Source organism: Streptomyces montanisoli, from assembly GCF_017813245.1.
GTDB classification, from domain to species: domain Bacteria; phylum Actinomycetota; class Actinomycetes; order Streptomycetales; family Streptomycetaceae; genus Streptomyces; species Streptomyces montanisoli.
Genome location: NZ_JAGIQL010000002.1, coordinates 12,072 through 36,290, shown reverse-complemented (window position 1 = coordinate 36,290; position 24,219 = coordinate 12,072). Strand labels below are relative to the sequence as shown.

At 68.6% G+C, this 24,219-nt stretch carries 24 protein-coding genes; 15 read left to right on the top strand and 9 right to left on the bottom strand.

Going from position 1 to position 24,219, the window contains the following annotated elements; genetic code table 11:
- Nucleotides 1-2: 2 nt before the first annotated feature.
- The 7 genes from JFN87_RS00910 to JFN87_RS00880 form a co-directional block, all read right to left on the bottom strand.
- Nucleotides 3-1,880 (bottom strand): NADH-quinone oxidoreductase subunit 5 family protein, encoded by a 1,878-nt coding sequence (locus JFN87_RS00910; RefSeq protein ID WP_209337848.1) that lies wholly within the window; start codon nucleotides 1,878-1,880, stop codon nucleotides 3-5.
- Complete coding sequence (locus JFN87_RS00905) at nucleotides 1,877-2,182, bottom strand: NADH-quinone oxidoreductase subunit NuoK (protein WP_209337847.1); 306 nt, start codon at nucleotides 2,180-2,182, stop codon at nucleotides 1,877-1,879. Before JFN87_RS00905 ends, JFN87_RS00910 begins: the two co-directional genes overlap by 4 nt.
- Nucleotides 2,179-2,748 (bottom strand): NADH-quinone oxidoreductase subunit J family protein, encoded by a 570-nt coding sequence (locus JFN87_RS00900; RefSeq protein ID WP_209337846.1) that lies wholly within the window; start codon nucleotides 2,746-2,748, stop codon nucleotides 2,179-2,181. The genes JFN87_RS00905 and JFN87_RS00900 overlap by 4 nt, the downstream gene beginning before the upstream one ends.
- A gap of 19 nt (nucleotides 2,749-2,767) precedes the next feature.
- A complete protein-coding gene (locus JFN87_RS00895; RefSeq protein ID WP_209337845.1) occupies nucleotides 2,768-3,697 on the bottom strand; it encodes a complex I subunit 1 family protein in 930 nt (309 codons plus the stop codon).
- On the bottom strand, nucleotides 3,690-4,931 hold the full coding sequence (locus JFN87_RS00890; protein WP_209337844.1) for a hypothetical protein: 1,242 nt from the start codon (nucleotides 4,929-4,931) through the stop codon (nucleotides 3,690-3,692). Before JFN87_RS00890 ends, JFN87_RS00895 begins: the two co-directional genes overlap by 8 nt.
- Nucleotides 4,922-5,272 carry an NADH-quinone oxidoreductase subunit A gene (locus JFN87_RS00885; protein WP_209337843.1) on the bottom strand — a complete coding sequence of 117 codons (351 nt, stop codon included), beginning with the start codon at nucleotides 5,270-5,272 and terminating at the stop codon, nucleotides 4,922-4,924. Before JFN87_RS00885 ends, JFN87_RS00890 begins: the two co-directional genes overlap by 10 nt.
- Nucleotides 5,273-5,563: 291 nt before the next feature.
- Nucleotides 5,564-5,860, bottom strand: coding sequence for a heavy-metal-associated domain-containing protein (locus tag JFN87_RS00880; RefSeq protein WP_209337842.1), 297 nt, complete (start codon nucleotides 5,858-5,860; stop codon nucleotides 5,564-5,566).
- A 435-nt stretch (nucleotides 5,861-6,295) separates the two neighbouring features.
- Between JFN87_RS00880 and JFN87_RS00875 the strand changes: the two genes are divergently transcribed.
- The 14 genes from JFN87_RS00875 to JFN87_RS00815 all read left to right on the top strand — a co-directional run bounded on the left by JFN87_RS00875 (nucleotide 6,296) and on the right by JFN87_RS00815 (nucleotide 19,254).
- Entirely contained in the window at nucleotides 6,296-6,736 is a 441-nt protein-coding gene (locus tag JFN87_RS00875; RefSeq protein WP_209337841.1) for a DUF6153 family protein, read from the top strand.
- A 593-nt stretch (nucleotides 6,737-7,329) separates the two neighbouring features.
- Nucleotides 7,330-8,517: a PLP-dependent cysteine synthase family protein gene (locus JFN87_RS00870; RefSeq protein WP_209337840.1), complete on the top strand. Its 1,188-nt coding sequence runs from the start codon at nucleotides 7,330-7,332 to the stop codon at nucleotides 8,515-8,517.
- Nucleotides 8,514-9,812: an MFS transporter gene (locus JFN87_RS00865; protein ID WP_209337839.1), complete on the top strand. Its 1,299-nt coding sequence runs from the start codon at nucleotides 8,514-8,516 to the stop codon at nucleotides 9,810-9,812. The genes JFN87_RS00870 and JFN87_RS00865 overlap by 4 nt, the downstream gene beginning before the upstream one ends.
- 85 nt (nucleotides 9,813-9,897) lie before the next feature.
- The gene (locus JFN87_RS00860; protein WP_209337838.1) at nucleotides 9,898-11,121 is read left to right on the top strand and encodes a DUF1015 domain-containing protein; all 1,224 of its coding nucleotides are present in this window, start codon (nucleotides 9,898-9,900) and stop codon (nucleotides 11,119-11,121) included.
- Between the two features lie 126 nt (nucleotides 11,122-11,247).
- On the top strand, nucleotides 11,248-11,397 hold the full coding sequence (locus tag JFN87_RS00855; protein ID WP_209337837.1) for a hypothetical protein: 150 nt from the start codon (nucleotides 11,248-11,250) through the stop codon (nucleotides 11,395-11,397).
- Nucleotides 11,394-12,014 (top strand): TlpA family protein disulfide reductase, encoded by a 621-nt coding sequence (locus tag JFN87_RS00850; protein WP_209337836.1) that lies wholly within the window; start codon nucleotides 11,394-11,396, stop codon nucleotides 12,012-12,014. Before JFN87_RS00855 ends, JFN87_RS00850 begins: the two co-directional genes overlap by 4 nt.
- The gene (locus JFN87_RS00845; protein ID WP_372449160.1) at nucleotides 12,011-12,778 is read left to right on the top strand and encodes a cytochrome c biogenesis CcdA family protein; all 768 of its coding nucleotides are present in this window, start codon (nucleotides 12,011-12,013) and stop codon (nucleotides 12,776-12,778) included. The genes JFN87_RS00850 and JFN87_RS00845 overlap by 4 nt, the downstream gene beginning before the upstream one ends.
- Nucleotides 12,779-12,961: 183 nt before the next feature.
- Nucleotides 12,962-13,408: a DUF6153 family protein gene (locus tag JFN87_RS34455; protein ID WP_372449159.1), complete on the top strand. Its 447-nt coding sequence runs from the start codon at nucleotides 12,962-12,964 to the stop codon at nucleotides 13,406-13,408.
- 86 nt (nucleotides 13,409-13,494) lie between these two features.
- Complete coding sequence (locus JFN87_RS00840; RefSeq protein WP_209337835.1) at nucleotides 13,495-15,114, top strand: multicopper oxidase family protein; 1,620 nt, start codon at nucleotides 13,495-13,497, stop codon at nucleotides 15,112-15,114.
- Nucleotides 15,115-15,410: 296 nt separating this feature from the next.
- A complete protein-coding gene (gene lgt, locus JFN87_RS00835; protein ID WP_209337834.1) occupies nucleotides 15,411-16,274 on the top strand; it encodes a prolipoprotein diacylglyceryl transferase in 864 nt (287 codons plus the stop codon).
- Nucleotides 16,271-16,516, top strand: coding sequence for a hypothetical protein (locus JFN87_RS00830; protein ID WP_209337833.1), 246 nt, complete (start codon nucleotides 16,271-16,273; stop codon nucleotides 16,514-16,516). Before lgt ends, JFN87_RS00830 begins: the two co-directional genes overlap by 4 nt.
- Nucleotides 16,517-16,771: 255 nt before the next feature.
- Entirely contained in the window at nucleotides 16,772-17,140 is a 369-nt protein-coding gene (locus JFN87_RS00825) for a BlaI/MecI/CopY family transcriptional regulator (RefSeq protein ID WP_209337832.1), read from the top strand.
- The gene (locus JFN87_RS00820; RefSeq protein ID WP_209337831.1) at nucleotides 17,137-18,048 is read left to right on the top strand and encodes a M56 family metallopeptidase; all 912 of its coding nucleotides are present in this window, start codon (nucleotides 17,137-17,139) and stop codon (nucleotides 18,046-18,048) included. The genes JFN87_RS00825 and JFN87_RS00820 overlap by 4 nt, the downstream gene beginning before the upstream one ends.
- A 171-nt stretch (nucleotides 18,049-18,219) precedes the next feature.
- Nucleotides 18,220-19,254 carry a C40 family peptidase gene (locus JFN87_RS00815; protein WP_209337830.1) on the top strand — a complete coding sequence of 345 codons (1,035 nt, stop codon included), beginning with the start codon at nucleotides 18,220-18,222 and terminating at the stop codon, nucleotides 19,252-19,254.
- Nucleotides 19,255-19,787: 533 nt separating this feature from the next.
- Here the strand turns inward: JFN87_RS00815 and ccsB are convergent.
- Nucleotides 19,788-20,912 carry a c-type cytochrome biogenesis protein CcsB gene (ccsB, locus tag JFN87_RS00810; RefSeq protein ID WP_209337829.1) on the bottom strand — a complete coding sequence of 375 codons (1,125 nt, stop codon included), beginning with the start codon at nucleotides 20,910-20,912 and terminating at the stop codon, nucleotides 19,788-19,790.
- Entirely contained in the window at nucleotides 20,909-22,450 is a 1,542-nt protein-coding gene (gene resB / locus JFN87_RS00805; RefSeq protein WP_209337828.1) for a cytochrome c biogenesis protein ResB, read from the bottom strand. Before resB ends, ccsB begins: the two co-directional genes overlap by 4 nt.
- Before the next feature lie 308 nt (nucleotides 22,451-22,758).
- On the opposite strand from resB, the gene JFN87_RS00800 reads away from it, so the two are divergent.
- Complete coding sequence (locus JFN87_RS00800) at nucleotides 22,759-23,964, top strand: L,D-transpeptidase (RefSeq protein WP_209337827.1); 1,206 nt, start codon at nucleotides 22,759-22,761, stop codon at nucleotides 23,962-23,964.
- Nucleotides 23,965-24,219 lie beyond the last annotated feature (255 nt).

The following is a 24,219-nucleotide window of genomic DNA, read 5'->3' as shown; positions in this document are numbered from 1 at the left end:
AATTACCTCACCAACAGCACGATCAAGGTCAGCGCCGCGAAGCCGACGGCGGCTTGGGCGTAGTACTGGTGCAGCAGGCCGGTCTGCGGGCGGCGCGCCAGGCGGCCCAGGTTCCGGGCTCCGGCCGCGACCGCGTGTACGGCGGCGTCTACGCCGCCGTCGTCGAGCCGCTGTGCGATCCGGGCCGCGGCGAGAGCGCAACGGGCGATCTGCCGCACGGCACCGTCGACGACCCGGTCGTCGAAGACGGCCAGCGCACGCGCCAGGCCGAGCAGCGGCCGCACCACCACGACGTGTGCGGCTCGCTCCAGATACAGCCATTGCCTCGCTCCACGCACCACGGCGTGCCAGACCGGTACCGGGCGGGAGCGGGCCCGCCACCTCCAGGCCAGGCCGGCTGAGGCGAGCGCGACCGCGGCGGACACGCCCAGTTCCCACGGCGCGGGCGCCGGCTCGTGGGGCGCTGCGAGCAGTCCCTTGAGCCATGCTGCGGGACCGGGCAGGGAAAGGACCCCCAGCACCGCCGCGGCCATCGCGAGCACGCACAAGGGCGCCGCAACCGCGCGTGAGACGTGCCGCGTGCCGGGTTGCTCGGTGTCGTAGCCGGCCTCCACCTCATCGGGCAGCGGCCGTGTGACATACCAGGCTGCCTTGACGCTGTAGACGGCGGATACGGCCGCGGCCGCGAGCCCCACGACGTAGAGGCCCGTGTTGTCGGCGCGGGCGGCGGCGAGGACGCCGTCCTTGGACGCCCACAGCGACAGCGGGGGCAGGCCCGCCAGCGTCAGAGCACCGATGAGGAAGCAGGCGCCCACCAGCGGGTAGCGGCGGGCGGCGCCGCGCAGCGCGGGCAGCTGTTTGGTGCCCAATGCCGTCAGCCACGCCCCGGCGGCCAGGAACAGCCCTGCTTTGGTGGCGGCGTGTGCGACGAGCTGCGTGGTGCCCGCGGCGATGCCACCGGTGCCGGCGGCCAGGACCATGAACCCGATCTGCGCGGACGTCGAGGCCGCGAGCAGCTGCTTGAGGTCGCGCTGGGCGACCGCGACCACACCCAGCAGCAGTGCGGTGGCCGCACCCGCCCATGCCACGAATGGGCCGGCCCAGCCGGTGACGGTCAGCAGGGGGTGCAGACGCAGCAGCAGGTAGGCTCCGGCGACGACCATGGTCGCCGAGTGCAGGAGTGCGGAGACCGGGCTGGGGCCCCGCATGGCACGCGACAGCCAGAACGAGAACGGCAGTTGCGCCGACTTGCCCAGCGCCGCGGCGACCACGCCCGCGGTGACGACGTGCAGCCAGGGCGAGGCCGTGCGCGGCAGCGCGTCCAGACGCAGGGAGCCGATACCGCCGGCCAGAGCGGCGCCGGCCGCGAGATACAGGCCGAGGTCGGCTGCGCGGGTCGTCAGGAACGCGACGTCAGCCGAGCGCACCGGCTCGGACCGGCTCCACCAGTGGCCGATCAGCGCCCAGCTGGTGGCGCCCATGACCTCCCACGCCATGAGCAGTACCGGCAGGGTGGTCGCCGTGACGGTGACCAGCATGGCTCCGGCGAAGAGGAGCATCAGCCCGAAGAATCTGCCCCGGTTCTCCTTGGTGCTGAACTCGCCCGCTGTGAAGGCCAGGACAGCCGTGGTGATCGCGGCAACAGTGACCACCATGACCGCGGACAGACCGTCCACTGCCAGTCCCGCCCGCATCCCGGCGAACAGCGGCGCACTCGCCCGCGGCCGTGTCACCGCCGAGGCGACGGCCAGGCCCAGCGTCGCCAGGGCCGCCGCCGTTCCGAGGGCGGGGGCCGACCGGTTGACGCGTGTTCCCGCCGAACCGAGCAACGCACCTACGCCGAGAGGGAGGGCGATCAGCAGCCAGAGCAGCACGCTCATCCCTTCAGCTCCTCGGCCATATCGGTCATGTCGACCTGCCGGGAGCGGTAGATGGCGGTGGTGACGGCGAAGCCCATGGCCATCTCCACCGCCATCGCCACCACCGCTGAGACGATCACCACCTGGCCGCTGGGGGCGGCCGGGGCGAGGAAGCGCCAGAAGTCGGCGCCTGCGACGATGATGCCGCCGATCATCAGCTCGATACCCATCATGATCATGACGATGGACTGCTGGGACAGCGCACCGAACAGGCCGACGCAGAACAGTCCGGCGGCCAGGACTAGGACCAGCTCGAAGGTCATCGGCCCACCCCGCCACCGGCCGGGTCCCGGGCGGGCCGCTGGTCGAGGTCGTCGCCGAAGCGGTCGTAGCGGCCCCGGCGGGTGGCGAGCACCGTAGCGCCCACCATGGTGGCCAGCAGTACGAACCCCAGTGTGACCATCGTCAGCATCTGAGGGCCCATCAGCGCCATGCCGGCCTGGAACGTCGTGTCCCGCGGCAAAGCTCCGGCATGTCCGGGCCATGGCACCACAAAGATCCCGGCCACCAGCGCGGCGAAGACGACGCTGCTGATGACGAGGGCGCCGCGCTTGTTGTGCAGCATCGACATCGGCATCAGGCCCGCGGGATTCATCATGTAGGCGATCATGAATACGGCCATGATCACCATTTCCATGACCATCATCAGCACGATGACCATGCCGAGATACGGCAGCCCCAACACGGTCACCACACCCCCCACGCACACCAGGGACGCGAGCAGGGCGAAGGTCACCCGGGCCATGGAATTCAGCGTGAAGACCAGGACACCGAAAACAAGGGCCGGCACACCCAGGAACACGAGCAGAACCGTGCTTGTCACATCCATGACGTGAACCCTTCGTTCCTCATCGGGCCAGGTCGACCAAGGCCGGCACCAGCGTTTGTGCGATCGTCAGCGGAATGAGCACCACCCAGGCCAACTCCACGTACCGGTCCGCCCGAACCAGCGGCAGGCGCCTCACTGCCACCACCAGGACCGCGAGCACGGCCAGCGTCTTGATCAGTGACCACGCCCACGCGGGCAGGAGGGGGCCGGCGCCGCCGCCGAGGAAAAGCGGCACAGCCATCGCCGCGCCCGCGGCCAACCACAGCCACCGACCGGCCTGCAGCAGCAGCCACTCCACCCCCGAGGCATCGCTGAGCACCCCGCCGGCCAGGTCGCGGCCGGTGGGATAGGCGAACGGGCCCAGGAACCCGAAGGCGAGCACCCCGGCCAGGTAGACGACGAAGGCGACCGGCATCCACACCGCGTACCACAGTCCCTGCTGGGCGGCGGCGATGTCGCCCACCCGCAGAGACTGCGCGCCGGTGGCCGCGGAGATCAGCGCGAACATCAACGGCAGCTCGTAGGCCAGGCCAAGGGCGAGGAAGCGGTAGCCGCCGACGAGGGAGAAGGCCGCGTTGGGCCCCCAGCCGGCCAGCCACAGTCCGGCCCAGGTCAGTACCTCCATGGCGTTGAACCACAGGACCCCGACCGACAGATCGGCCACCGCCACATTGCCGAAGGGGATCACCAGCGTGGAGAGCACAGCGGCCACTGGCACGATGGCAATACCCGCCCTCCACAACAGCACATCAGGGGCCGGCAGCCGCCGCGGCTGGGTCAGCAGCGCCCGGGGCAGAGCGAGGAAAGGCCGCATCGCGGCCGCAGGGCCGGCGCTCCGGCCCGCGTCGCGGGCATCGAGGACCGAGTTGGCGGCCACCGCGAGCGCCGCCAGGCAGAAAAGCATCGCCGGAGCGGCCAGCAGCGTCCACCATGCTCCCGACTCAGTCATGGGGTGCCCTCACCTCCCGTCGGGTGGGCAGCAGTTCGTCCATGTCGGGGTCGAGACTGGCCACGATGAGGCGGGCCGCGGCCAGTTCCGCACCGGTCAGCAGCGCAGGCAGCACAGTGACCAGCGCGGCCGATGGCGGGTGCTGCGCCCTCCATCGGCCGCGGGGGCTCTCCTCTGCCTCTGCCGCCTGGAGGCGCGCCGGTTGGTCCAGACGTCCCAAATCGCGGCGGATGTCGGCCAGCCACTGGCGGTACCGGTCGGTGACATCCCCGCCGGCCCGGGCCGCCGGGCCGCTGACCCCGGCCTGCTTCCCGCCCTGGGTACTCAACTCGCCGATTCCGCGGGTCGCCCAGGCCAGAGTCCGGGATCGGCCGACCCGGCGGGTGAAGCGTTCGAGCCGGGGCGCCATGGCGGGCCCGGGGGCGCCCGCGAGCAGGTCGTCGCGCAACCGCCGGGCGACGACGGTCTGAGCGGGCCAGCCGGCCACCGACAGCAGCCGGGAGAGGCTGTCCAGATGCGCGGCCGACCGCCGACGCGCCGCCTCTCCCGCCGTCACCGGCTCACCGGCGTCCGCTTGTATCCATGGCTGCGCCCAAAACGGTGCGGCCCCCTCACCGCCGGGTGCAATGGGATCCGCGAGGTTCGCCTGCTGGATGACATCGCCCTGAAGCACCAGATGAACGGTCAGCCCGCTCGGCCAGTCGGCCAGGAACGGCCCGAGTGGCAGGTGGAGCTGGTCAAGTGTCAGGCCGTCGCGGTCCTCGCCCACTCCGGCCATGGACAGCCCGCCCGGCATCTCCATCCCGCCGTGTCCGTGAGGGCCATGCCCGTCGTGAACACCGCCGGGGCCCTCTTCGCCCTTCGCAGGCCGGCCGCCGTGCCGGTGCGCGCCGGCAGACGCGCGGATCCGATCGAGCTGTCCCTCCCGGGAACCGAGCTGAGCCCGGCCGGAGTCGAGCGCGGCCTGGACGGCGTCCGCGCCGGGGGCGCTGACTCTGGCAGCGGGCGTGGGCAGGTCCTGCCACAGCCGCTCCAGTGGCGCCCGCAGGCCCGGGCAGTCCGGGCCTGCGACGAGGAGGAGATCGGCCTGCGCGGGGCTCGCCGCGAGCGGCCAGTCCCGCAGCCGGAGTTGCCGTTCGGCAGCCAGCCGTGCTGCCGTCCCACCCGGCAGGACGGTCAGCAGTACACGCGGTCGCGCGGCAGCGGCACGCAGAGACATGGCGGTCACGTCCACCGCAACGCCCCCTCTCGCCAGGCGTAGACCACCCCGGCGAGCAGAATCGCGAGGAAGACGAACATCTCGATCACCGCGCTCGTCCCCATCACGGAAATCACACGGGTCCACGGATACATGAACACCATCTCCATGTCGAAGGCCAGGAACAGCATGGTCACGGTGTACCAGCGCACATGGAAACGGCTCACCGCGTGCTCCACCGGCTCCAGCCCCGAGCCGAACGGTGCGGCATCCACTGGCGTCGAGGACAGGCGCACCGCCCAGGACGCCCCGTACACGCCGAGGACGGCGATCACCGCCACACCGAGAAGAGACAGTGCCGCCGTGACGCCGTTCATCCGGGCATCCCGCCCCAGCCATCGGTATTCAGACGCCCGCCGCGCCCCAGGATTGGCTGCGCGGTTTCGCCAGCGCTGCCTGCGGCACGACCCCGCTCCGTCATATCCGCCGCCCCTTCCGTTCGTTGCCGGACCCGTCACGTACCCCTCGGGACACGCCTGCGCCCACTGAGGTTCTCGGCTGCCCTGCCCACGAGAGGGGTGGCACGCCCGCGCGCGGACAGAAAAGTCACTGCGGACACGGACGAATCGGGACGTTCATTCGAGCCCGGCGACCACGGGCGAGGTCCGTCAGGTGCGACCGACGAGCTCGTAGCCCGCCTCGTCCACGGCGGCGCGTACCGACTCGTCGTCCAGCGGTCCGTCGGAGGTAACGGTGACCTCGCCGGAGTCCGCGACAGCCTTGACCGCGTTGACACCGCCGAGTGCGGAGATCTCCTGAGAGACCGCGCTCTCGCAGTGGCCGCAGGTCATTCCGGACACCTTGTAGACGGTTGTCACGCCACCGCTGTGCGTGTCGGTCGCGGCCTTGCTGGTGCAGGAACCGTCCGAGCTGCAGCAAGAGCCGGTGCTCGCCTGAGAAGTCATGGCTACTCCATGGCATGTGAAGTGGGCAGGGCAGAGGAGACCGATGCCGACGGTCTCCCCGTCTCGGGTGAACGTTATACCCCTGCGGGGTATAACGCGACCCCGCTCGGCTCAGAAGTCGGCCGTGGTCGCCGGCGCTCGACCCTCGTGGGCAGCCTGCATCCAGGAGGTGGGCAACGGGCGATGGTGCGGGGGAGTGCGCGCTGCCGGCGTCGTGCTTGCGAGCCGATGCGGTGGCGGTCTTTGTGCGGCGGACTTTGTCGGGCATCTGTGCGATGACGAGAAGCTTGTATGGCGCCGGCGCCTACAGTGATTGAGGGGCGCGGCCCGATGAATTGCGAGTTGCGCGCGCAACGGTCCGAAACACCGGCGCGGCTTTCACTCCAATGGCTTGCCGGTTGTGACGGGTGGTCAATATCCGGGTACGATCACGGCATGGTCACGGTGCGGCTGCCATTCGGTGCGCGGCGTACCCGCTATTCGGCGGGCGCGCGGCGTTCACTGTGGCTGTTCGTGGCGCTGCTCGGTCTGCTGTATACACATGGCTTGAGCCCCGAAAGCGCCGGCGTTCATCTCCTCCCCACCACAGCGGTCGTCGCGGAAGCGAGGGCCGGGGCTGTGACGGTCGGCGATTCCGCGCAGTCGACGCTTCCGGTCCATGAGCCCGGCAGCCACGGAGCCGGCCATGCGGACGGCACCTGTGTGTCAGGGCAACCGCCCCAGGGCGCACAGCTCGAAGCGCCTTGTGCGTCGCCCCTGGACCTGAGCTCCGCGGGCTTCGTCAGCCGTATGCCAGATTGCCACCGCCTCTTCGGCATCACCCCCGCGCTTCTCGCGCGGTCCGCGCCTGCGCAGTCAGTGATCCTCCTGATCTAGCCCTGAGCGCATTTCGAACTGGTAGTCGTTTTCTGTGGTTGCTCGACGCTGCGCTTCTTTTCGCTCTCGAGCGCCCGGCCACCGGTTCCTGGCGCACCCTGAAACGTTGCCCCACCGTGTCATGCGCGATCGCGGGCGACTGGCGGCGCCTGAATCATTCTCGCCAACGGCTTCGCGGGACTTCTGCCTGTCCACGTCAGGACGGTTCAGCTCGGAGGAATTGTGTCATTCGCTGCGCACGCCATATTTGTCATGCCCCGGCGCCTCGCCTCGTGCGGCTTTGGTGAGGCGCTACCTACGGCTTTCTTATGTCCGGCGCGCTCAACGAAGCGCGGCATGTCGCCGGAACATTGCCGGCACGTCCCGCGCTTCACCTTGCCTCTCCCATGCTCCGGTGCACGCCCGAAGCCGCACTGTTCCGGCCCCTGCGCACGAAGGCCGGCCGCCGCATGCCCACCAACACCGGCCAGTGGCGCAACTAGAGGCCGCGAGAGCGGCTGGACGCAACGACCCCCGCGTCACCAGGCGCGGCGCTGCCGCTTTGCCATCCGCACCGCCGGCAGGCAAGCAACCACCTCGACCGAACGGAAACCATGCACTCCCTCATCGCCACCGATGTGGCTCAGTCGGCTTCTCGAGCCGACCTGTCCGGGCTCGTCGGCAACACGCCCCTGCTCCGCGTGTCCGAGCCCCTGTGCCCGCCCGGACGTGGCTTCTGGGCGAAGCTGGAAGGCTTCAACCCCGGCGGTATCAAGGACCGTCCCGGCCTCTACATGGTCGAGCGGGCACGGGCTCGCGGTGATCTCCTCCCGAACGGCATGATCATCGAATCGACCAGCGGCACCCTCGGACTCGGCCTCGCCCTGGCCGGCCTGGTCCACGACCACCCGGTCACCTTGGTGACCGATCCGGGTCTCGAGCCCTCAATGACCCGGCTCCTGACCGCTTACGGCGCGCGGGTGGACACGGTCGCCGAGCCGCGCCCGACGGGCGGTTGGCAGCAGGCCCGCCGTGACCGCGTCGAGCAGTTGCTGTCCGAGCATCCCGGAGGGTGGTGCCCGGACCAGTACAACAATCCCGACAACGTGGCCGCCTACACCCCACTCGCCCTCGAACTCGCCTCTCAGCTCGGCCACATCGACGTACTGGTCTGCAGCGTCGGCACCGGAGGCCACTCCGCTGGTCTGTCCGGTGTGTTGCGCCAGCTCTACCCGGACCTGAAGGTCGTCGGCGTGGACACGGTCGGCTCGACGATCTTCGGGCAGCCTGCCCGGTCCCGCCTGATGCGTGGCCTGGGCTCCAGCATCTATCCGCGCAATGTCGCCTACGAGCGCTTCGACGAAGTGCATTGGGTCGCGCCGTCCGAGGCCGTGTGGGCGTGCCGTCAACTGGCGGCCTCTCACTACGCCACGGGGGGCTGGAGTGTCGGCGCCGTCACCCTTGCGGCGAGCTGGCTGGCACGCACGCACGATCCGCGGACCCGCATTGCGGCGATCTTCCCCGATGGCCCGCAGCGCTATCTGGGAACGGTCTACGACGACGAGTACTGCGCCTCGCACGGCCTGCTCGACGCGCCGTCCCCGGTCGAACCCGAGGTGGTGGGGCGGCCCGACGAGAAGGAGGTCGTCCGCTGGTCGCGCTGCACCACGGTGCTCGACCCCCTGGCCCGGAGGGACGCCGCGGACGCGGAGTCCCTCCGTCTCGTGGACCCTGCCGCTCCCGACCCATTCCTCACGCGGGACGGAACCACGATCACCGGAGCCAGGACGGAGGAGCGGTGAAGTCCGTGCTCACGCAGGCGCGTTCCTACGACCGCAGCGTCCAGCTGCTGCTGCTGAACCAGTTCACGATCAACCTCGGCTTCTACATGCTGATGCCCTATCTGGCCCAGCACCTTTCGGGAGCCCTCGGACTGGCCGGATGGCTGGTCGGACTGGTCCTGGGTGTCCGCAACTTCAGCCAGCAGGGCATGTTCCTCATCGGGGGAACGCTGGCCGACCGGCTCGGCTACAAACCACTGATCGTCGCGGGCTGCGTCCTGCGTACCGTCGGCTTCGCCGCTCTCGGGTACGTCGACTCCGTGCCGGCGCTCCTCGCCGCGTCCGCGGCCACAGGGTTCGCGGGTGCGTTGTTCAACCCGGCCGTCCGCGCCTACCTCGCAGCCGACGCGGGGGAGCGCAGGGTGGAGGCGTTCGCTCTGTTCAACGTGTTCTACCAGGCCGGTATCCTGCTGGGCCCGCTGGTCGGGATGGCGCTCACCGGCATCGACTTCAAGATCACGTGCCTGGTATCCGCCGGGATCTTCGCGGTGCTCAGCGCGGTGCAGATCCGCTCCCTGCCTGTACGCCGCGCCGAGGCCGTCAGCCGGATGGGCGACAGGACGAAGGAGACCGTTCGGGCCCAGTGGCGCCGCGTGCTGGCCAACCGGCCCTTCCTGCTGTTCTCCGCTGCCATGATCGGAGCCTACGTCCTGTCGTTCCAGGTCTACCTGGCGCTGCCGTTGGAGGTCCGGCGCGTTGGCGGCGACGGGGAGTTCGGGACAGTGGCCGTGGCACTGCTGTTCGCTGCGTCGGGACTCGCCACCATCGCCGGGCAGACGAAGCTCACCGCCTGGTGCAAGGAGAACCTCGTCCCGGGCCAGGCACTGGCATGGGGCCTGGCGACGATGGGCGCGGCCTTCCTCCCCCTTCTCGCCGCGACCGCCCTTCCCGTACCAGAAGGCGGCGTCGGACGGTGGGCGCTGGCCGCAGTGCCGCCGACGCTGGCTGCCCTGCTGCTGGCTCTCGGCACGATGATCACCTATCCGTTCGAGATGGACACCATCGTGCGGCTCTGCCGTGGACGCCTCGTCGCCACCCATTACGGCTTGTACAACACCATCTGCGGCATCGGCATCACGCTCGGCAACCTGCTCACCGGGGCGGCACTCGACACCGCGAGGGCCGCCGGCATGTCGGCGCTGCCGTGGATCGCCCTGTCCGCCCTGGGCTTGGCCTGCGCAGCCGCTCTGCACGGCTTGCACCGCACCGGCCGACTGGTAGCACCCGCCTCTGAGGCACAGCCCGCGACGGCCTGACCCGAGCGGCCGGTCGGTTGGGGCGGGACCGGCGCGATGCGTCCTCCCCGCCCCGACCGACCGTGCTCACCGATTTGGAGCGCGCATGTCCCTGCCTGGCCTCCCCGCCCACACCCCCGTGCCTCTGCGGCCCTTCCGAGGAGTCCGCTACGCCCCAACCCTTCCCGGCACGCTGTCTTCGGTCGTCAGCCCGCCGTTCGACGAGATCGGGCCGGCCCAAGCGCGTGCTCTGCGCTGCCGACCGCACCACATCGCCCGCCTGCTGCACGACCGCGATCCGCTCGCGGCAGCCGACCAGCTGACCCGTTGGCTGCAGAGGGGAGTACTTCGCCGCGATCCCCGGCCGGCCCTGTACGTCTACGAACAACACGCCGGCCGGCGCAGGGTGCAACGCGGCCTGATCGGGGAACTGGACTGGGCCGGCCACACGCCCGGTCCAGTGCTGCCCCACGAGGACGTCGACGCTCACCTGGTCGTGCAGCGCGCCTCCATGCTGCGGGCGCTGCGGGCCCAGCTGGAGCCACTGCTGCTCACGCACCGCACCGCAGACGGCACCGGAACGCAAGCCGCTGACCGCCTCACACAACGGCCGCCCACGGCCACCGTCCGGATCGGAACCATGACGCACCGGCTGTGGGCGTGCACCGACCCGGACGAACAGACGGCTCTGACAGTCGGATTGGCGGGCAGGCGCTTCCTGATGGCCGACGGGCATCACCGCCACGCGGCCTGCCTGCGGCTTCACGAGCAGGAAGAGGATCCGTCGCCCTGGCGTCATGCCTTGGCCCTCCTGGTCGATTCCACGAACCTTCCGTTGCGGCTGACCGCGATCCATCGGGTGATCCCCGGCCTGGAGGTGGACAAGGCCGCCGCTGCCGCGGCCGATATCGCCCGTGTTAGGCCGCTGCCGGCCGGAGCGTTCTGGCCCGCACCCGGCGAGGTGGTCATTGCCGGAGCCGGACGGGCGTGGGCCGTCACCGAACCCGACCCGACAGCCCTCCAAGGGGCATTGGCAGGCTGCCCACCGCAGTGGCAACAGCTTCCCACCGCCGTAGCGGACAGGCTCCTGCTGGCTCACGCATGGTCGGTATCTGATCTGGGGTGCGCCGTACAGTACGTGCACGATGCCGAACAAGCGATTGCTGCCGTAGCCGCGAACGGCAGCGGCACCGCTGTCCTGCTGCCGTCGATCACCGAGGACACGGTGCGCGGCTTCGCGACTGCCGGCGTGTGCCTGCCGCGCAAGACCACATCCTTCTGGCCGAAGCCCGCGGCGGGACTCGTGCTGCGCGTACCCGAGTGCGGGTGACCGACCGGCCGACTCCCGGAGCCGGCACCCGAGAACGCGGCGGTGAACGCATCCCCCACACATCTGCTAAATCACTTAGCAGTATCGTGTTGCTTCGTCAGGGTCCCCGTAAGGAAGTGAGAGGCCGTGTCCGTGAAGGCAGAGAAGGCGAAGCCTGCCGTGCCGGTGATGGGCAGCCCGTTCGAGAACGCCGCGGCGGCGCCGGCCCACACGTGCCGGCGGGCGCTGCTCGCAGGCGGTACCGCCGCCACCGTCATGTCATTCCGCCGCCAGTGAGTAGCCGCAAGACGCTGGTCCGGCGGAGCGCTCTCGGCGTGGGAGTCGGCGCGCTGCTGCTCGCCGGCTGCGGTACCGGCACGACGGATGCAGGCGGCGGGTCAGGCACCAAGGGCGCCGCCGCCGATCCTGGATCGGCGGCGGTCACCAAGTACCCCGTGGGCAAACGTCCGTCGGCCCCCACGCTCAGTGGGACGACCATCACCGGCAAGCGGCTCGACACGGCCGACTGGCGCGGGCGCGTCATAGTGATCAACGTATGGGGCTCCTGGTGCGCCCCCTGCCGCGCCGAGGCCCCTGGCCTGCACCGTATAGCGCAGGAGACACGGAAACTCGGGGTGGAGTTCGCCGGCATCGACACCCGCGACAACAATCCGGCCGGGCGCGCCTTCGAAGCCACGTACAAGATCCGCTATCCCAGCTTCGCCGACCAGGACGGGCGTCTGGTCGCCCACTTCAACGGCATCATCCCCATCAGCGCGGTGCCGAGCACCGCGGTCATCGACCGCCACGGACGGGTCGCGGCCAGCATCGTCGGGGGAGTCAACTACACCACGCTGCGTTCCGTGGTGACGGCCGCAGCCAACGAGGGAAAGCCGAAAGGGACAGGCAAGTGATACTGGCCGGCGCGATCGCGAACACCGTGGGCTCCGGTCCACTGCTACTGGCGCTCCTCTTGGCCCTGGCAGCAGGAGCGCTCTCGTTCTTCTCCCCATGCTGTCTGCCGCTGGCCCCCGCCTATCTCTCGTACGCGGCGGGTCTCAGCGGAACGGACGGGAACGAGCGGACAGGTTCGCGCGGCCGCGTTCTGGCCGGCAGCGTGCTGTTCACAGCGGGTTTCGGCGCAGTGTTCGCGAGCTACGGAGCAGCCTTCGGGGGGATGGGCGCACTCCTGGTGCGGCAGCAGCGGCCCATCGCGATCGTTCTCGGCTCTCTGACCGTACTGCTGGGTCTCAGTTTCTCCGGCCTGCTGTGGCGCGTCCCCCTACTCGGTGGAACGTTCCGGCCGCGCTGGCGTCCTCGTGCGGGCCTGGCCGGAGCCCCACTGCTGGGTGCGCTGTTCGGGATCGGCTGGACGCCCTGCATCGGCCCTACCCTTGCCGCCGTGCTTTCGCTGTCCGCCACCAGCGCCAGCGCGAGCCGGGGAGCGGCGCTCTCCCTCACATACAGCCTGGGGCTCGGGTTGCCCTTCCTGATCGCCGCGCTTTCCGTCGACGGCGCGGTCCGCCGCTTCGGGTTCGCGCGCCGCCATGCGAGAACACTCACCCGCGCCGGCGGCGTATTTCTCGTCCTTCTTGGCATCCTGCAGATCACCGGCCTGTGGACCGACCTCATCTCCCGCCTGCAAGGAACCATCACCGGTTTCCAGCTACCGCTCTAACGGCACGACACGACCTCACGTAGGGGAAGCTCCGCTCACCCGGTTTCGAGTGCCTACTCGCAGTCACCCCGGACTCCACGCGCTCAGGTGCCCTCGTTCTGGCATCGGGCCCGCGTGGTTACACCCCCGGCGGGTATCCTGATCGACGACGAGAGAGCAGTGCGACAGGAAGGCGGGACCGACATGCGGGGAGCGGCGGGAGGCGACGCGCCTCGCACTGCCGCGCTCCGGCGGCCCGCGGCACTGCTGGCCCTGCTGTGGCTGCTCGTCGCGGTGGTCGCACATCACAGTCTTGCCAGCCCGTCGATGACGTCCGCGATGCACCACGGCGTCGTCGCCTCAGTGACTGCTGAGCCGGCGACGCATACCCCGGACGATCACTCCCACTACTCCCACCACGAGACGGACCCCACCGCATCGTGCGCGCCGTCGGACGCGGGGCATCCGGCGGGCGGCATGGGCCACTGCTCCTCGTATGACATCCGGGCCGGTCAGCACCTCGCGCCACCGCCGCTCCTCGGGCGCGGGCAGCACCTTCGAGCGGTCGCACAGCCAGCTGCCCCGCCCGCCTCCTTCGTCGGTGAGCGTTCGCCGCCCGATCTCTTCGTCCTCTCTGTTCTGCGCACTTAGGCCGGGCCTCACCCCCACGGTCACCTTGGGCTGCGATGGCCCTGCCACACGGCGTGATGCGCCGCGCACACAGAGGACACGAATCCATGAACGCGATCAACCGACGCTCCGTGCTGCTGGCCGGAGCGGGTACGGCGGGAGCAGGCCTGCTCGCCGCCTGCAGCGGTAAGAAACCGGGCAGCCAGGGCGGGAAGCCCGAACTGGTGAGCCCGTCGGGTTCGGCGGTGGCCGCCGCCGCTGACAAGCGGACCGGCACCGGTAAGGAACGCACGGTGCGGCGCACCGCCACGGCCGGCACCGTCGACCTCGGCGGCAAGACGGTCCAGACCTGGAGCTACGACGGAGAGCTTCCGGGTAAGGAGATCCGGCTCACCGCCGGTGACACGCTCGTCGCCCACCTCGCCAACCACCTCCCGGAGAAGACCTCGATCCACTGGCACGGCGTCGCCCTGCGCAACAACATGGACGGCGTGCCACCGATCACCCAGCGGGCGGTGGCGCCCGGTGCGTCCTTCACCTACCGCTTCGTCGCGGACGAGCCCGGCACGTACTGGCACCACCCGCACGTCGGCGTGCAACTCGATCGGGGCCTGTACGGGCCGCTTATCGTGGAGGACCCGCACGAACCGCTCAAGTACGACGACGAGTGGGTCGTCGTACTGGACGACTGGCTCGACGGAGTCACCGGCACTCCCGCCCAGGCGCTCGCCGCTCTGCAGAAGGGCATGGGAGGCAGCGGCTCCCCTTCCCCCTCCGGCAGCATGGACGGCATGGAGGGCATGGACCAGGGCGGCATGGGCGGCATGGACATGGGCTCCGCGTCGCCTTCCCCGTCCATGTCCTCGCGGATGCCCGGCATGGACGGCAACCCCTTCATGCTCATGGGAGCCACCAGCAAGCTGCTGGGCGGTGACGCCGGTGACGTGAAGTACCCGTACTACCTCGTCAACGGCCGCACACCAACCGACCCGGTGTCCTACCGGGGCAAGCGGAACCAGAAGGTGCGGCTGCGGATCATCAATGCCGGTGGCGACACCGCGTTCCGGGTCGCACTCGGCGGGCATCGGCTGACGATCACGCACACCGACGGCTATCCGGTCGAGCACGAGCAGGTCGACGCGCTGCTCATCGCTCCTGGGGAGCGGTACGACGCGCTGGTCACCCTGAAGGATGGCGTGTTCCCGCTGGTTTCGCTGGCGGAGGGGAAGAACGCCTCCGGAATGGCGCTGGTACGCACCGGCTCGGGCCGGACGCCGTCTCCCACGGCGCGACCCAGGGAGCTCAACGGCCGCATCCTGGCCTCCACCGATCTGCGGGCGGCGGACAGCGTCCGGCTGAAGGCGCGGAAACCCGACGTCACGCATCGTGTCGAGCTGACGGGAAGCATGGGGAAGTACGACTGGGCGATCAACGGCAAGCGCTTCGATATCAACAAGGCGGCCGCCAACGCCTTCCTGGTGCAAAGCGGTCAACGGGTCCGCCTGCAGTTCGTGAACGGAACGGACATGTGGCATCCCATGCACCTGCACGGTCACACCTACCAGGTGGGTAGTTCAGGGCCACGCAAGGACACCACGATCGTTCTGCCACGGAAAACCGTGACCTGCGACTTCGATGCGGACAACCCGGGCCGATGGCTGATGCACTGCCACAACGTCTACCACGGCGAGAGCGGGATGATGGGGCTGGTTGCCTACGAGGCGTAACAGTGCTGGCGAGGCTCAAGGGACCGTCTTCGCGCCCGTCCGGCTCCGTTGCGCGCAGCGGTAGTTCCTGCAACGTCCCGCCGCGTTGTACTAAATACCTTAGTGCAATACGGTAGCGATCTGTCGTCGGCTGAGCGTCTCACCCGTCCCCCCGGCGGGCGGCGCTCGGTCGACGGCTTCACCGGCGCGGGCGGCTGGGCTGCCTCGTCGGGCCGCTGTCCGGCGGGTGGTTGCGTTGTCAAGATGGCATGCGCTGAATTACTAATTTACTTAGCGGTTTCGTCTATACTTCACGCATGGAATTCGCGTATCTGCCCAGCCCGCCGACTGGCGTCGTCCACCTGGGTCCGATTCCCTTGAGGGCGTACGCCTTCTGCATCATCGTCGGTGTCTTCGTGGCCGTATGGGTCGGCACCCGCCGCTGGACATCGCGCGGTGGCAGCAAGCACACCATCGGCGACGTCGCAGTGTGGGCAGTGCCGTTCGGGATCGTGGGCGGTCGGCTCTATCACGTCGTCACCAGCCCGGACGCCTACTTCGGCGAACATGGGGACCCGATCCGCGCGCTCTATGTGTGGCAGGGTGGGTTGGGCATCTGGGGAGCGGTCGCGTTCGGCGCCCTGGGCGCATGGATCGGCTGCCGACGACTCGGTGTGCCGCTCCCGGCTTTCACCGATGCCATCGCCCCTGGCTTGGCGTTCGCCCAGGCGATCGGGCGCTGGGGTAACTGGTTCAACCAGGAACTGTACGGAAGGCCCACCCATCTGCCGTGGGGGCTGACGATCGACCCGGCACACAGGCCGGCTGCGTCCCTCGACGTGGCGACTTACCACCCCACGTTCCTGTACGAGTCCCTCTGGGACATCGGAGTGGCTCTGCTGGTGATCTGGGCGGGTCGTCGCTTCGCTCTGGGCCATGGCCGGACGTTCGCCCTCTATGTAGCGGCATACACCGCCGGCCGCTTCTGGATCGAGTACTTGCGGATTGATCAGGCCCATCACTTCTGGGGTCTGCGACTCAATGACTGGACTTCGATCCTGGTGTTCACCGGAGCGGTGATCTGCCTCATGGTCTCGGCTCGGCGGCACCCGGGCGTGGAACGGCTGCCAGAAGCACACGTGGAGACGGCGGCCCCTCAAAGAGAAGAGGTACACACATGAGCGACGGCAAGGCCAAGAGCACCCAGCTCAAGATCGCGAAGATCCACACCAAGTCCCGGCCGGTGCGGATCGTTGGATGGTCCCTGTTCTGGCTCAGCGCTGTCGTGGTGGTGCTGAACTGGATCGAGGAGTTCAGCACTCTTGAAGCCCTCCCGGGCGGCCACTCTGCTTACTACCTGATGGCGGGGATCGCCGGGGGAGCTGCAGGACTGTGGGCGACCGGCGTCTTGGACGCCAAGTAGCGACCCGCTGGGCGATCGCGGTCCGTGACACACCGACCGCGGTGAGGGGCTGATGGCTGTATGCGTGGTCGAAACCGTCTCCGTCTCTCGAGACGCCGCACTCCGCACCAGTGGTCGGCGAAGACCAGGGTCGGTGCCGGACACATCGGTCAGACGCGGGCACCGCAGGTGACCCATGCCGCAACGACGACGCTGCCTGAACCCGCAGCGTCCGGCTACTATGGGCCTGCGTACAGCGGCGGACAGGGAGCAGGCATGCGGCGTTTGGGGGATCTTGAGGCGGAGATCATGGACCGTCTGTGGACATGGAAGCGCCCAGCCACCGTCAGGGAGGTCGTCGACGACATCAACAGGCAGCGGCCGATCGCATACACCACGGTGATGACCGTGGCGAACATCCTCTACAACAAAGGATGGCTGCTTCGCAACAAGCAGGGGCGTGCATGGCTGTACGCACCCGTCCGCAGCCGTGAGGCATACACGGCGGCCCTGATGGAGGACGCGCTCGGGACGAGCGAAGACCGCCCGGCGGCCTTGGCGCACTTCGTCGAGCAGATGCCGGACGACGAGGTCGCCGCGTTGCGCAAGGCCCTTCGAGCAGCAGGGCGGCGGACCAGGCCATGAACGCCGTCTCGGCGCTCATCGGCTACGCCGGTGTTATCGGCTTCCTCGCCCCCCGGCTGCTGCTGCGCAGTAGCTGGCCGCACCGGGCTCCCGTCCTGGCTGTCGCCGCGTGGCAGGCACTTGCCATGTCGTTCGTGGTGGCTGTGTCCGTGGCGGTGTACGAATTCGCCGAGCCCACGGGGCATGAGCATGCCGGAGTGCTCGGTCTTCTGCAGACCTGCGGTCTGGCGGCCGTCGCGGACCATGCGCACACCACTTCGGCGGATCTTCTGGCTGTGGCTGTACCGGCAGCGCTGACGGTGCTGCTGCTCGGAGTGTTCTCGCGCGAGGTCGTGCGCGCCCATCAGGCCCGCTCCCGGCATCGGGCAGTCCTGGATCTCGTCGGCCGGCGCTCGTCCACCCTGCGTGCCACCATCATCGAGCACGCCCTGCCTGCCGCCTACTGCCTGCCGGGGCGCTGTCCACGGGTCGTCGTCAGTCAGGGGGCCCTGCAGCTGCTGTCCGCCGATCAGCTGGACGCGGTCCTGGATCACGAACGTGCGCACATCGCGGGACGCCACCATCTCGTCCTCGCTGCCGCGGAAGCATTCGCCAAGATCTTCCGCGGGCTGCCGCTCGCCCGCCATGTCAGGGAGCAGACCGGCCTGCTGCTCGAGATGATCGCGGACGATCGTGCCCTGCGGTGCCACTCTCGTGATGTACTCGCCACCGCCATGTACGAGATGGCGGCGGCGAAGACGCCGCGAGGCGCGTTCGCCGCCGGTGGCCCCAACGCGCTCCTGCGACTGCGGCGCTTGCTGACTCCGCAGCACCAGCCGCATCCGGCGTTTTCGGGGTCGATCGCAGCCGTCGCTGTCACGGTTCCTCTCCTGCCGCTCCTGGCCGCCTGCGCCCCGAGCGCCGGATAGTTCGGCCGTCCGTTCGCGGCTGGTCCGACCGTGACTTGCCACTGAAACTACGAAGCTACTAAGTTGTGACGGGACGACACGATCAACGCACTGGAGCTGCGGTCCGCGTGCCCCGTTGGACAGGGCAGTGAGACGGTTCTGTGCGGCCTAGCGAAGGAGAACAGTCGCAGGATGGCAACGCACCGTCGCCCCAAGCCCCCTGGTCGTGCGCGCGTGACTGTGCTGACCACAACCGCCGCCGCGGCCGTCGCGCTGACCACGCACGCCGCGCAGGCGAATCCCTCGCAGGAGAGCCCGAGGAGCCCGAGGACAGCCAAGGCGAAAGTCGACGCTCTCTTCGAGCAGGCTGAGATCGCCACGGAGAACTACGACGGCGTCAAGGCGAAGCGGCAGACACTGCAGAAACAGGTCTCCGACCTCCAGGACCAGGTGGCTCGCGAACAGGGGGATCTCAACACATCGCGGGAGCAACTCGGCTCCCTGGCCACTGCCCAGTACCGAAGCGGCGGGCTCGACCCGACGGTTCAGCTCTTGCTGTCCTCCAGTCCTGGCGACTACCTGGAGAAGGCCTCTCTGCTCGGCAGACTGAGCGACCACCAGGCAGCCGCACTCCGCCAGATCGCGGCGCAGAAGCGAACTCTGGAGCAGCAGAGGGCCGAGGCAGCGGTCAAACTCGACGAGCTGAACAAGACACGCAAACAGCTCGGGAAGAAGAAGCAAGAGGTTCAGGCCAGACTCAGGGCTGCCCAGGAGCTCTACAACTCCCTCAGCGCCGCCCAGAAGGCGAAGATCAAGGCCGGCCAAGCACGCGCCGACCGATCGAACAGCAGAACCGATCTGGGCAACGCGCCACCGGCCTCCTCGCGGGCGGCTGCCGCTCTCGCGGCAGCCAAGTCGAAGATCGGCACCCCGTACGTCTGGGGGGCCACCGGCCCGAACTCCTTCGACTGCTCCGGCCTCACCTCATGGGCATACGCGCAGGCGGGCGTCTCCATACCGCGCACGTCCCAAGCACAGGCCGGAGCCGGCACACGCCTGACGCGCAGCCAGCTCAAGCCCGGCGACCTGGTCCTGTTCTACGGCGACCTGCATCACATCGGCCTCTACGCCGGCAACGGCATGGTCCTTCACGCCCCCCGCACGGGGCAGAACGTGAAGATCGAGCCCGTCAGCGACATGCCGTTCGAGTTCGGCGTCCGGGTCTGACCGGAGCGCGCCACGTCCCGGATCACAGTGTCTGCCGCTCGGCTGCCCGGGTTGGGCAGTTGCCCCGCGCAGATTCATGACGAGCGCAGTCGACGGACCATCTGGACCATCTCGATCGGGAGCGCCGGTGTCCGCCAGTCGTGACGACCAGGGTGGGACGGCGTCAGTCTGGCGCTCCCGGCGCCGACTGATTTCCGCAACCGGTCGGGCGGCCCGACGGGTTCTGTCACCGCCGAAAGGGATCTGTTACCCGGTCGCACTGGGATCTTGTTGCGGTGCCGGCGGAACTTCCGGGCCCTGGGCAGAGCTCCGGCTTCATTCGTCGCACGCACGAGGCGAGTTCGGCGAGGTCCACAGCCGACTGCACGGGAAGGCTGGCTGGTTAGGCCCGCGGGCGGTGCCGAGGGCGGTACGGAGCCATCCTCGCCCAGCCGGCATAGGCGACTGCGGCGGACCTCGTCCGGAATGATCGGTCGGACGGGGCAGGCGCGACCGGCAGTCGAGAAGAAGCCGGCGCGCGCCTCGCCCTGCTGTCAGACGCCCGCGTAGGAGTGCAGCCCGGTGATGAAGATGTTCACGCCGTAGTAGTTGAAAACGAACGCGGCGAAGGCGACCAAGCCGATCACAGCGGCTCGGCGTCCCTTCCAGCCGGCAGTGGCGCGAGCATGCAGGTAGGCGGCGTAGGCGACCCACGTGATGAACGCCCAGGTCTCCTTCGGGTCCCAGCCCCAGTAGCGGCCCCACGCGGCCTCGGCCCAGACGGCACCGGCGATCACCGCGAAGGTCCAGAGCGGGAAGACCAGGGCTGTGAGGCGATAGGACAGCTTGTCCAGCGTCTGCGCGGAGGGCAGGCGCTGCCACACCGTCGCGAGTCGCCCTCCACTGCGGCCGCTCGCGATGGCGGCCTCCCATCGTTCGCGAGCCAGGAACAGGACGGTGACCACGGCGGCGGTGTGGAAGATTCCGCCGGAAATGATGGCTGCGGACACATGGATCCACAGCCAGTACGAGTGCAGGGCAGGCACCAGTTGGGCGTCGTTCACGTAGAGGACCGAGACAGCGAGCCCAAGTGTCACGAGAACGGAGAAGAGTACCGGTACTCCCAGCCAGCGGACCGGCTTTCGGGCGGCGAGCAGTCCCAAGTACGCGCCCGTCGCCATGAGGGCGAAGGCAGTGGAGAACTCGTACATGTTGCCCCACGGAGGGCGGCCCACGGCCAGACCACGCACCACGACAGAGGTGAGGTGCAGGAGAAACGCCAGTGCGGTGAGCGAGACTGCGATCCGGCCCACCAAGTCGGCCTTGGGAATGTCGCCGGCAGCTCCCGGCCCATCGGTGGGGGCACCTGGCTTTTCCGGCCGCTTCGGGGGAGCGGACGCGGGTGGCGTCAGAACGGTCGTACCGCCGCCACTGGTCTCCCGCGCGGCCGCGTTCCCGGTCCGACTGTGCCGTTCGGCAGCCTCTGCCGGCTCCTCGAGCCTGATTGCGGCAGCGGTCTTCGAGTCCTTCTCGGAGACGCGAGCGATGGCCCCTCTGGTGCCGAACGTCCACTCGGCGCAAGCGGCGAGGAATGCCAGCAAGTACACGGCGATGGCCGAGTACATGGCCCAGTTGGAGAGCTCGGCGAGACTCTGGTTCGCAAGGGAGATGGGATTCACCACTGCTCCTGGTGTGGTTTCCGGAATGTGCTGTCTTTTGCGTTGAGTTCCGTTGTGGGTATTTTGTCTCGTAGCTCGGCGGCGATCGTCGCCAATTCCTCGGCCATGCGCTCGGAACCCGTGCGGTCCAGACCGGCGGCTTCGATCCGGCTGCCGCCGCCAGGCATCGGAACGGCACGAAGCCACACCCTGCGGCGACGAACGAAGAGCGATGCCATCAGTCCGAGGCCCATGGCGAGCGCGCTCCCGAGGGCGGTGCTGTTGCTGGGGTTGTAGGCGATCTGGAAGCTTGCCCACTGCTTGATTCCGTCGAAGCTGAGGGAACCCGCGCCTCCCGGGAGCTTCATCCGATCACCGGGCCGGAGAGCGCGTGCGAACGGAGACCCGTCGCTGTCCTTGAACTGGGTCATGTTCTTACTGTCCAGTTGGTAGACGTTCTGCGGCACACCGCTTCCCAGCCCGAGATCGCCGTGGTAAGCGGTGAGGACCATCGTCGGCTTGTCGGGAGCGGGAAAGGAGGAAAGCCAGCCCTTCCGGGTCAGCCGAACGGTGGGCAGGAAGAGCCCGGAGAAGCCCAACTGGTCAGGCTTGCCCTGTGCGTCTACGGCGTCAGGGGCCTTGATGACTCCGACCGAGCGCAGGTTGCTGTCCTGAGGAAGGAAGGGGACGGGCCCCGACCAGGCGACCTTTCCTTTGCCGTCGCGCACCGTCACGACGGGTGCGTAGCCGTGGCCGAGGAGGAAGACCTTGGTGCCGCCGACGTTCAGCGGGTGGTTGACCTCGACGCGTACGTTCCGTGCGGGGGCGTCGGTGCCTTTGGTGAAGCGCAGGCGGGCAACGTAGGAGTTGGCGGTTCCACGTTGTGGCCCGCTGCGCTGGTAGGTGGCGGAGAAGCCGAGCAGCCGGAAGCCGAACGGCTCGAGATCATCACCGGATGCCAGGGTGCCGGGGTTGAAATCGTCGTACTGGGTGACGGTGTTCGTGAACCCATCGCCCTCCAGGACGAGTTTCTGACCCGTCGTGCTGAACAGGCTGCCGACTGCGAGTGCGACGAGGAGCCCGAAGAGCGCCGCATGGAAGACCAGGTTTCCCGCTTCCCGCAGGTAACCCTTCTCGGCGGCGATCGGGCCATTCGTACCCGGCTCGAACGACACCCGGAAGTGGCGGCGGCGCAGTACTGACGCCGCTGCGGACATCCCTTCCTCGGGCCCGGCCGCGCTGTGCCACGACTCGTGGTGAGGCAGCCGACTCAGATTGCGGGGCACCAACGGCGCCCTGGTGCGCATCGCCCGTGCGTACTGCACGCAGCGGGGCACGATGCAGCCACCCAGCGAGATGAACAGCAGAAGGTAGACGGCGGCGAACCACGGCGAACTGAAGACGTCGAAGAAGCCGAGTTTGTCCAGAATCGGGGAGAGCCAAGCATGGCGAACACGGAAGGCGGCAGCCTCAGTGGGTTGCCGTCCCGCCTGAGGGACGAGCGAGCCGGGGACGGCTGCCAGAGCGAGCAAGAGCAGTAGGACCAGTGCCGTGCGCATGGAAGTGAGGGAACGCCACAGCCAGCGCAGCCACCCCACGACGCCGAGACGTGGGCCACCCGCGGTCATCCGCTCCTCCGTCGGGGCGCTCGACATGGTGCTGCCGTCGTCATCGGCCGCCGAACGGTGGTCTGAAGTCTCGCCGCGTGTGGGAGAATCGGAGAGACTACGAAATTTATTAGTAGCCACGTGAGGGAGTGTGCCACACCCTGTTTCCTGGCCACCGGGCACCCCCAGGGTTGTGCGAATGCGCACTCGCTCCGTGTCTCTACGAAGCAGCTTCGCTTGAAGAACGGAGGTTCGACTCCATGCGAAAGAACGCGATAGGCAGGGCGGGTCGCCGGTCGACTCGTCCTCTGGCTCTGGCCGCGGTCGCCGCGGTCGTACTGACCGGATGCAGCGCCTCTCGACAGGACTCGAAGAGCGGGGACGCGGGACATGCCGCCGGCGATGCTCGTGCCACACTCTCGATCACTCCCGCGGAGGGCGGGGGTAAGGTCCCTGTGACGAAAAGGGTGGTTGTTCGTGCCGACGGCGGCACACTGGCATCCGTTGACGTGACATCGCCTGGACCGGGCATGATGAAGGGCACCCTGTCCGAAGACAAGACCACATGGACATCCAGCAGCGCCTTGGCGCCCGGGGCGGTCTACACGGTGAAGGCCAGTGGCCACGGTCAAGGAGAGAAGCTCTCCAAGAGCAGTACGTTCGCCACTCAAGAGGCGACACACACCGTGGTCGGCACGTACAGCCCCGACAAGGGCACCACTGTCGGAGTCGCCATGCCGGTCTCCATCACCTTCAACAAGCCCATCAGCGACAAGGCCTCAGTCGAGCGGAAGCTGTCGGTCAGCGCCTCACCTGCGGTCGAGGGCGCATGGAGCTGGATGAAGGACCGCAACGGCAAGGACCGTATCGACTACCGGCCCCGGGAGTACTGGAAACCGGGAACCAAGGTCACTTTGCGCATGACGCTGGCGGGCGTGAACGCGGGGGGCGGACTCTACGGAACGCAGGACAGAGAGGTCCACTTCACGGTCGGAAGCGCGGTCCGCACCACTGTCGACGTGGCGAAGAAGACCATGACGGTCGCCAAGGACGGCCGCGTAATCAGGACGATGCCGATCTCGGCCGGCAAGAAGGGGTTCGAGACGTGGAACGGAACCATGCCCGTCCTTGGCAAAGTACCCACCATCCGGATGAACTCGTCCACCGTCGGCATCTTCGGGCCCGAGGCGTACGACCTCGGCGCAGTCAAGTGGGACGTGCAGCTCACCCCATCCGGCACGTACGCACACGCGGCGCCCTGGAACGACGGAAAGTTCGGAAGGATCAACAGCAGCCACGGCTGCATCGGGCTCAGTACGAAGGACGCCAAATGGTTCTACGAGCAGGTCCACCTCGGCGACCCGGTCACGGTTGTCAACTCCAAGGGCACGGTGGCCACCAACAACGGCTACGGGGACTGGAACGTCGCGTGGAGCACCTGGAAGGCGGGCAGTGCCACTGACTGATGGGGATGCTTTTGGGCCGAAGGGCGAACGCCCCTTCGGCCCGGATGGGCGCATTGCTGTGCCAGCGTCTTCGACAAGCCGTCCGCCGGCTCGACCTGCCAGGCGTTACCCCACCCGGTTCCTGCTTGGCCGGATCAACCCTCTGCGCCGGCGTGCTGGACGGAGAGAACATGCTGCTCTACAGCGGCGCTGACTACAACACCACCTGGAAGGCCGTCTCATGAAACCGTCGCCGACCGTCGAAGGAGGCGGCCA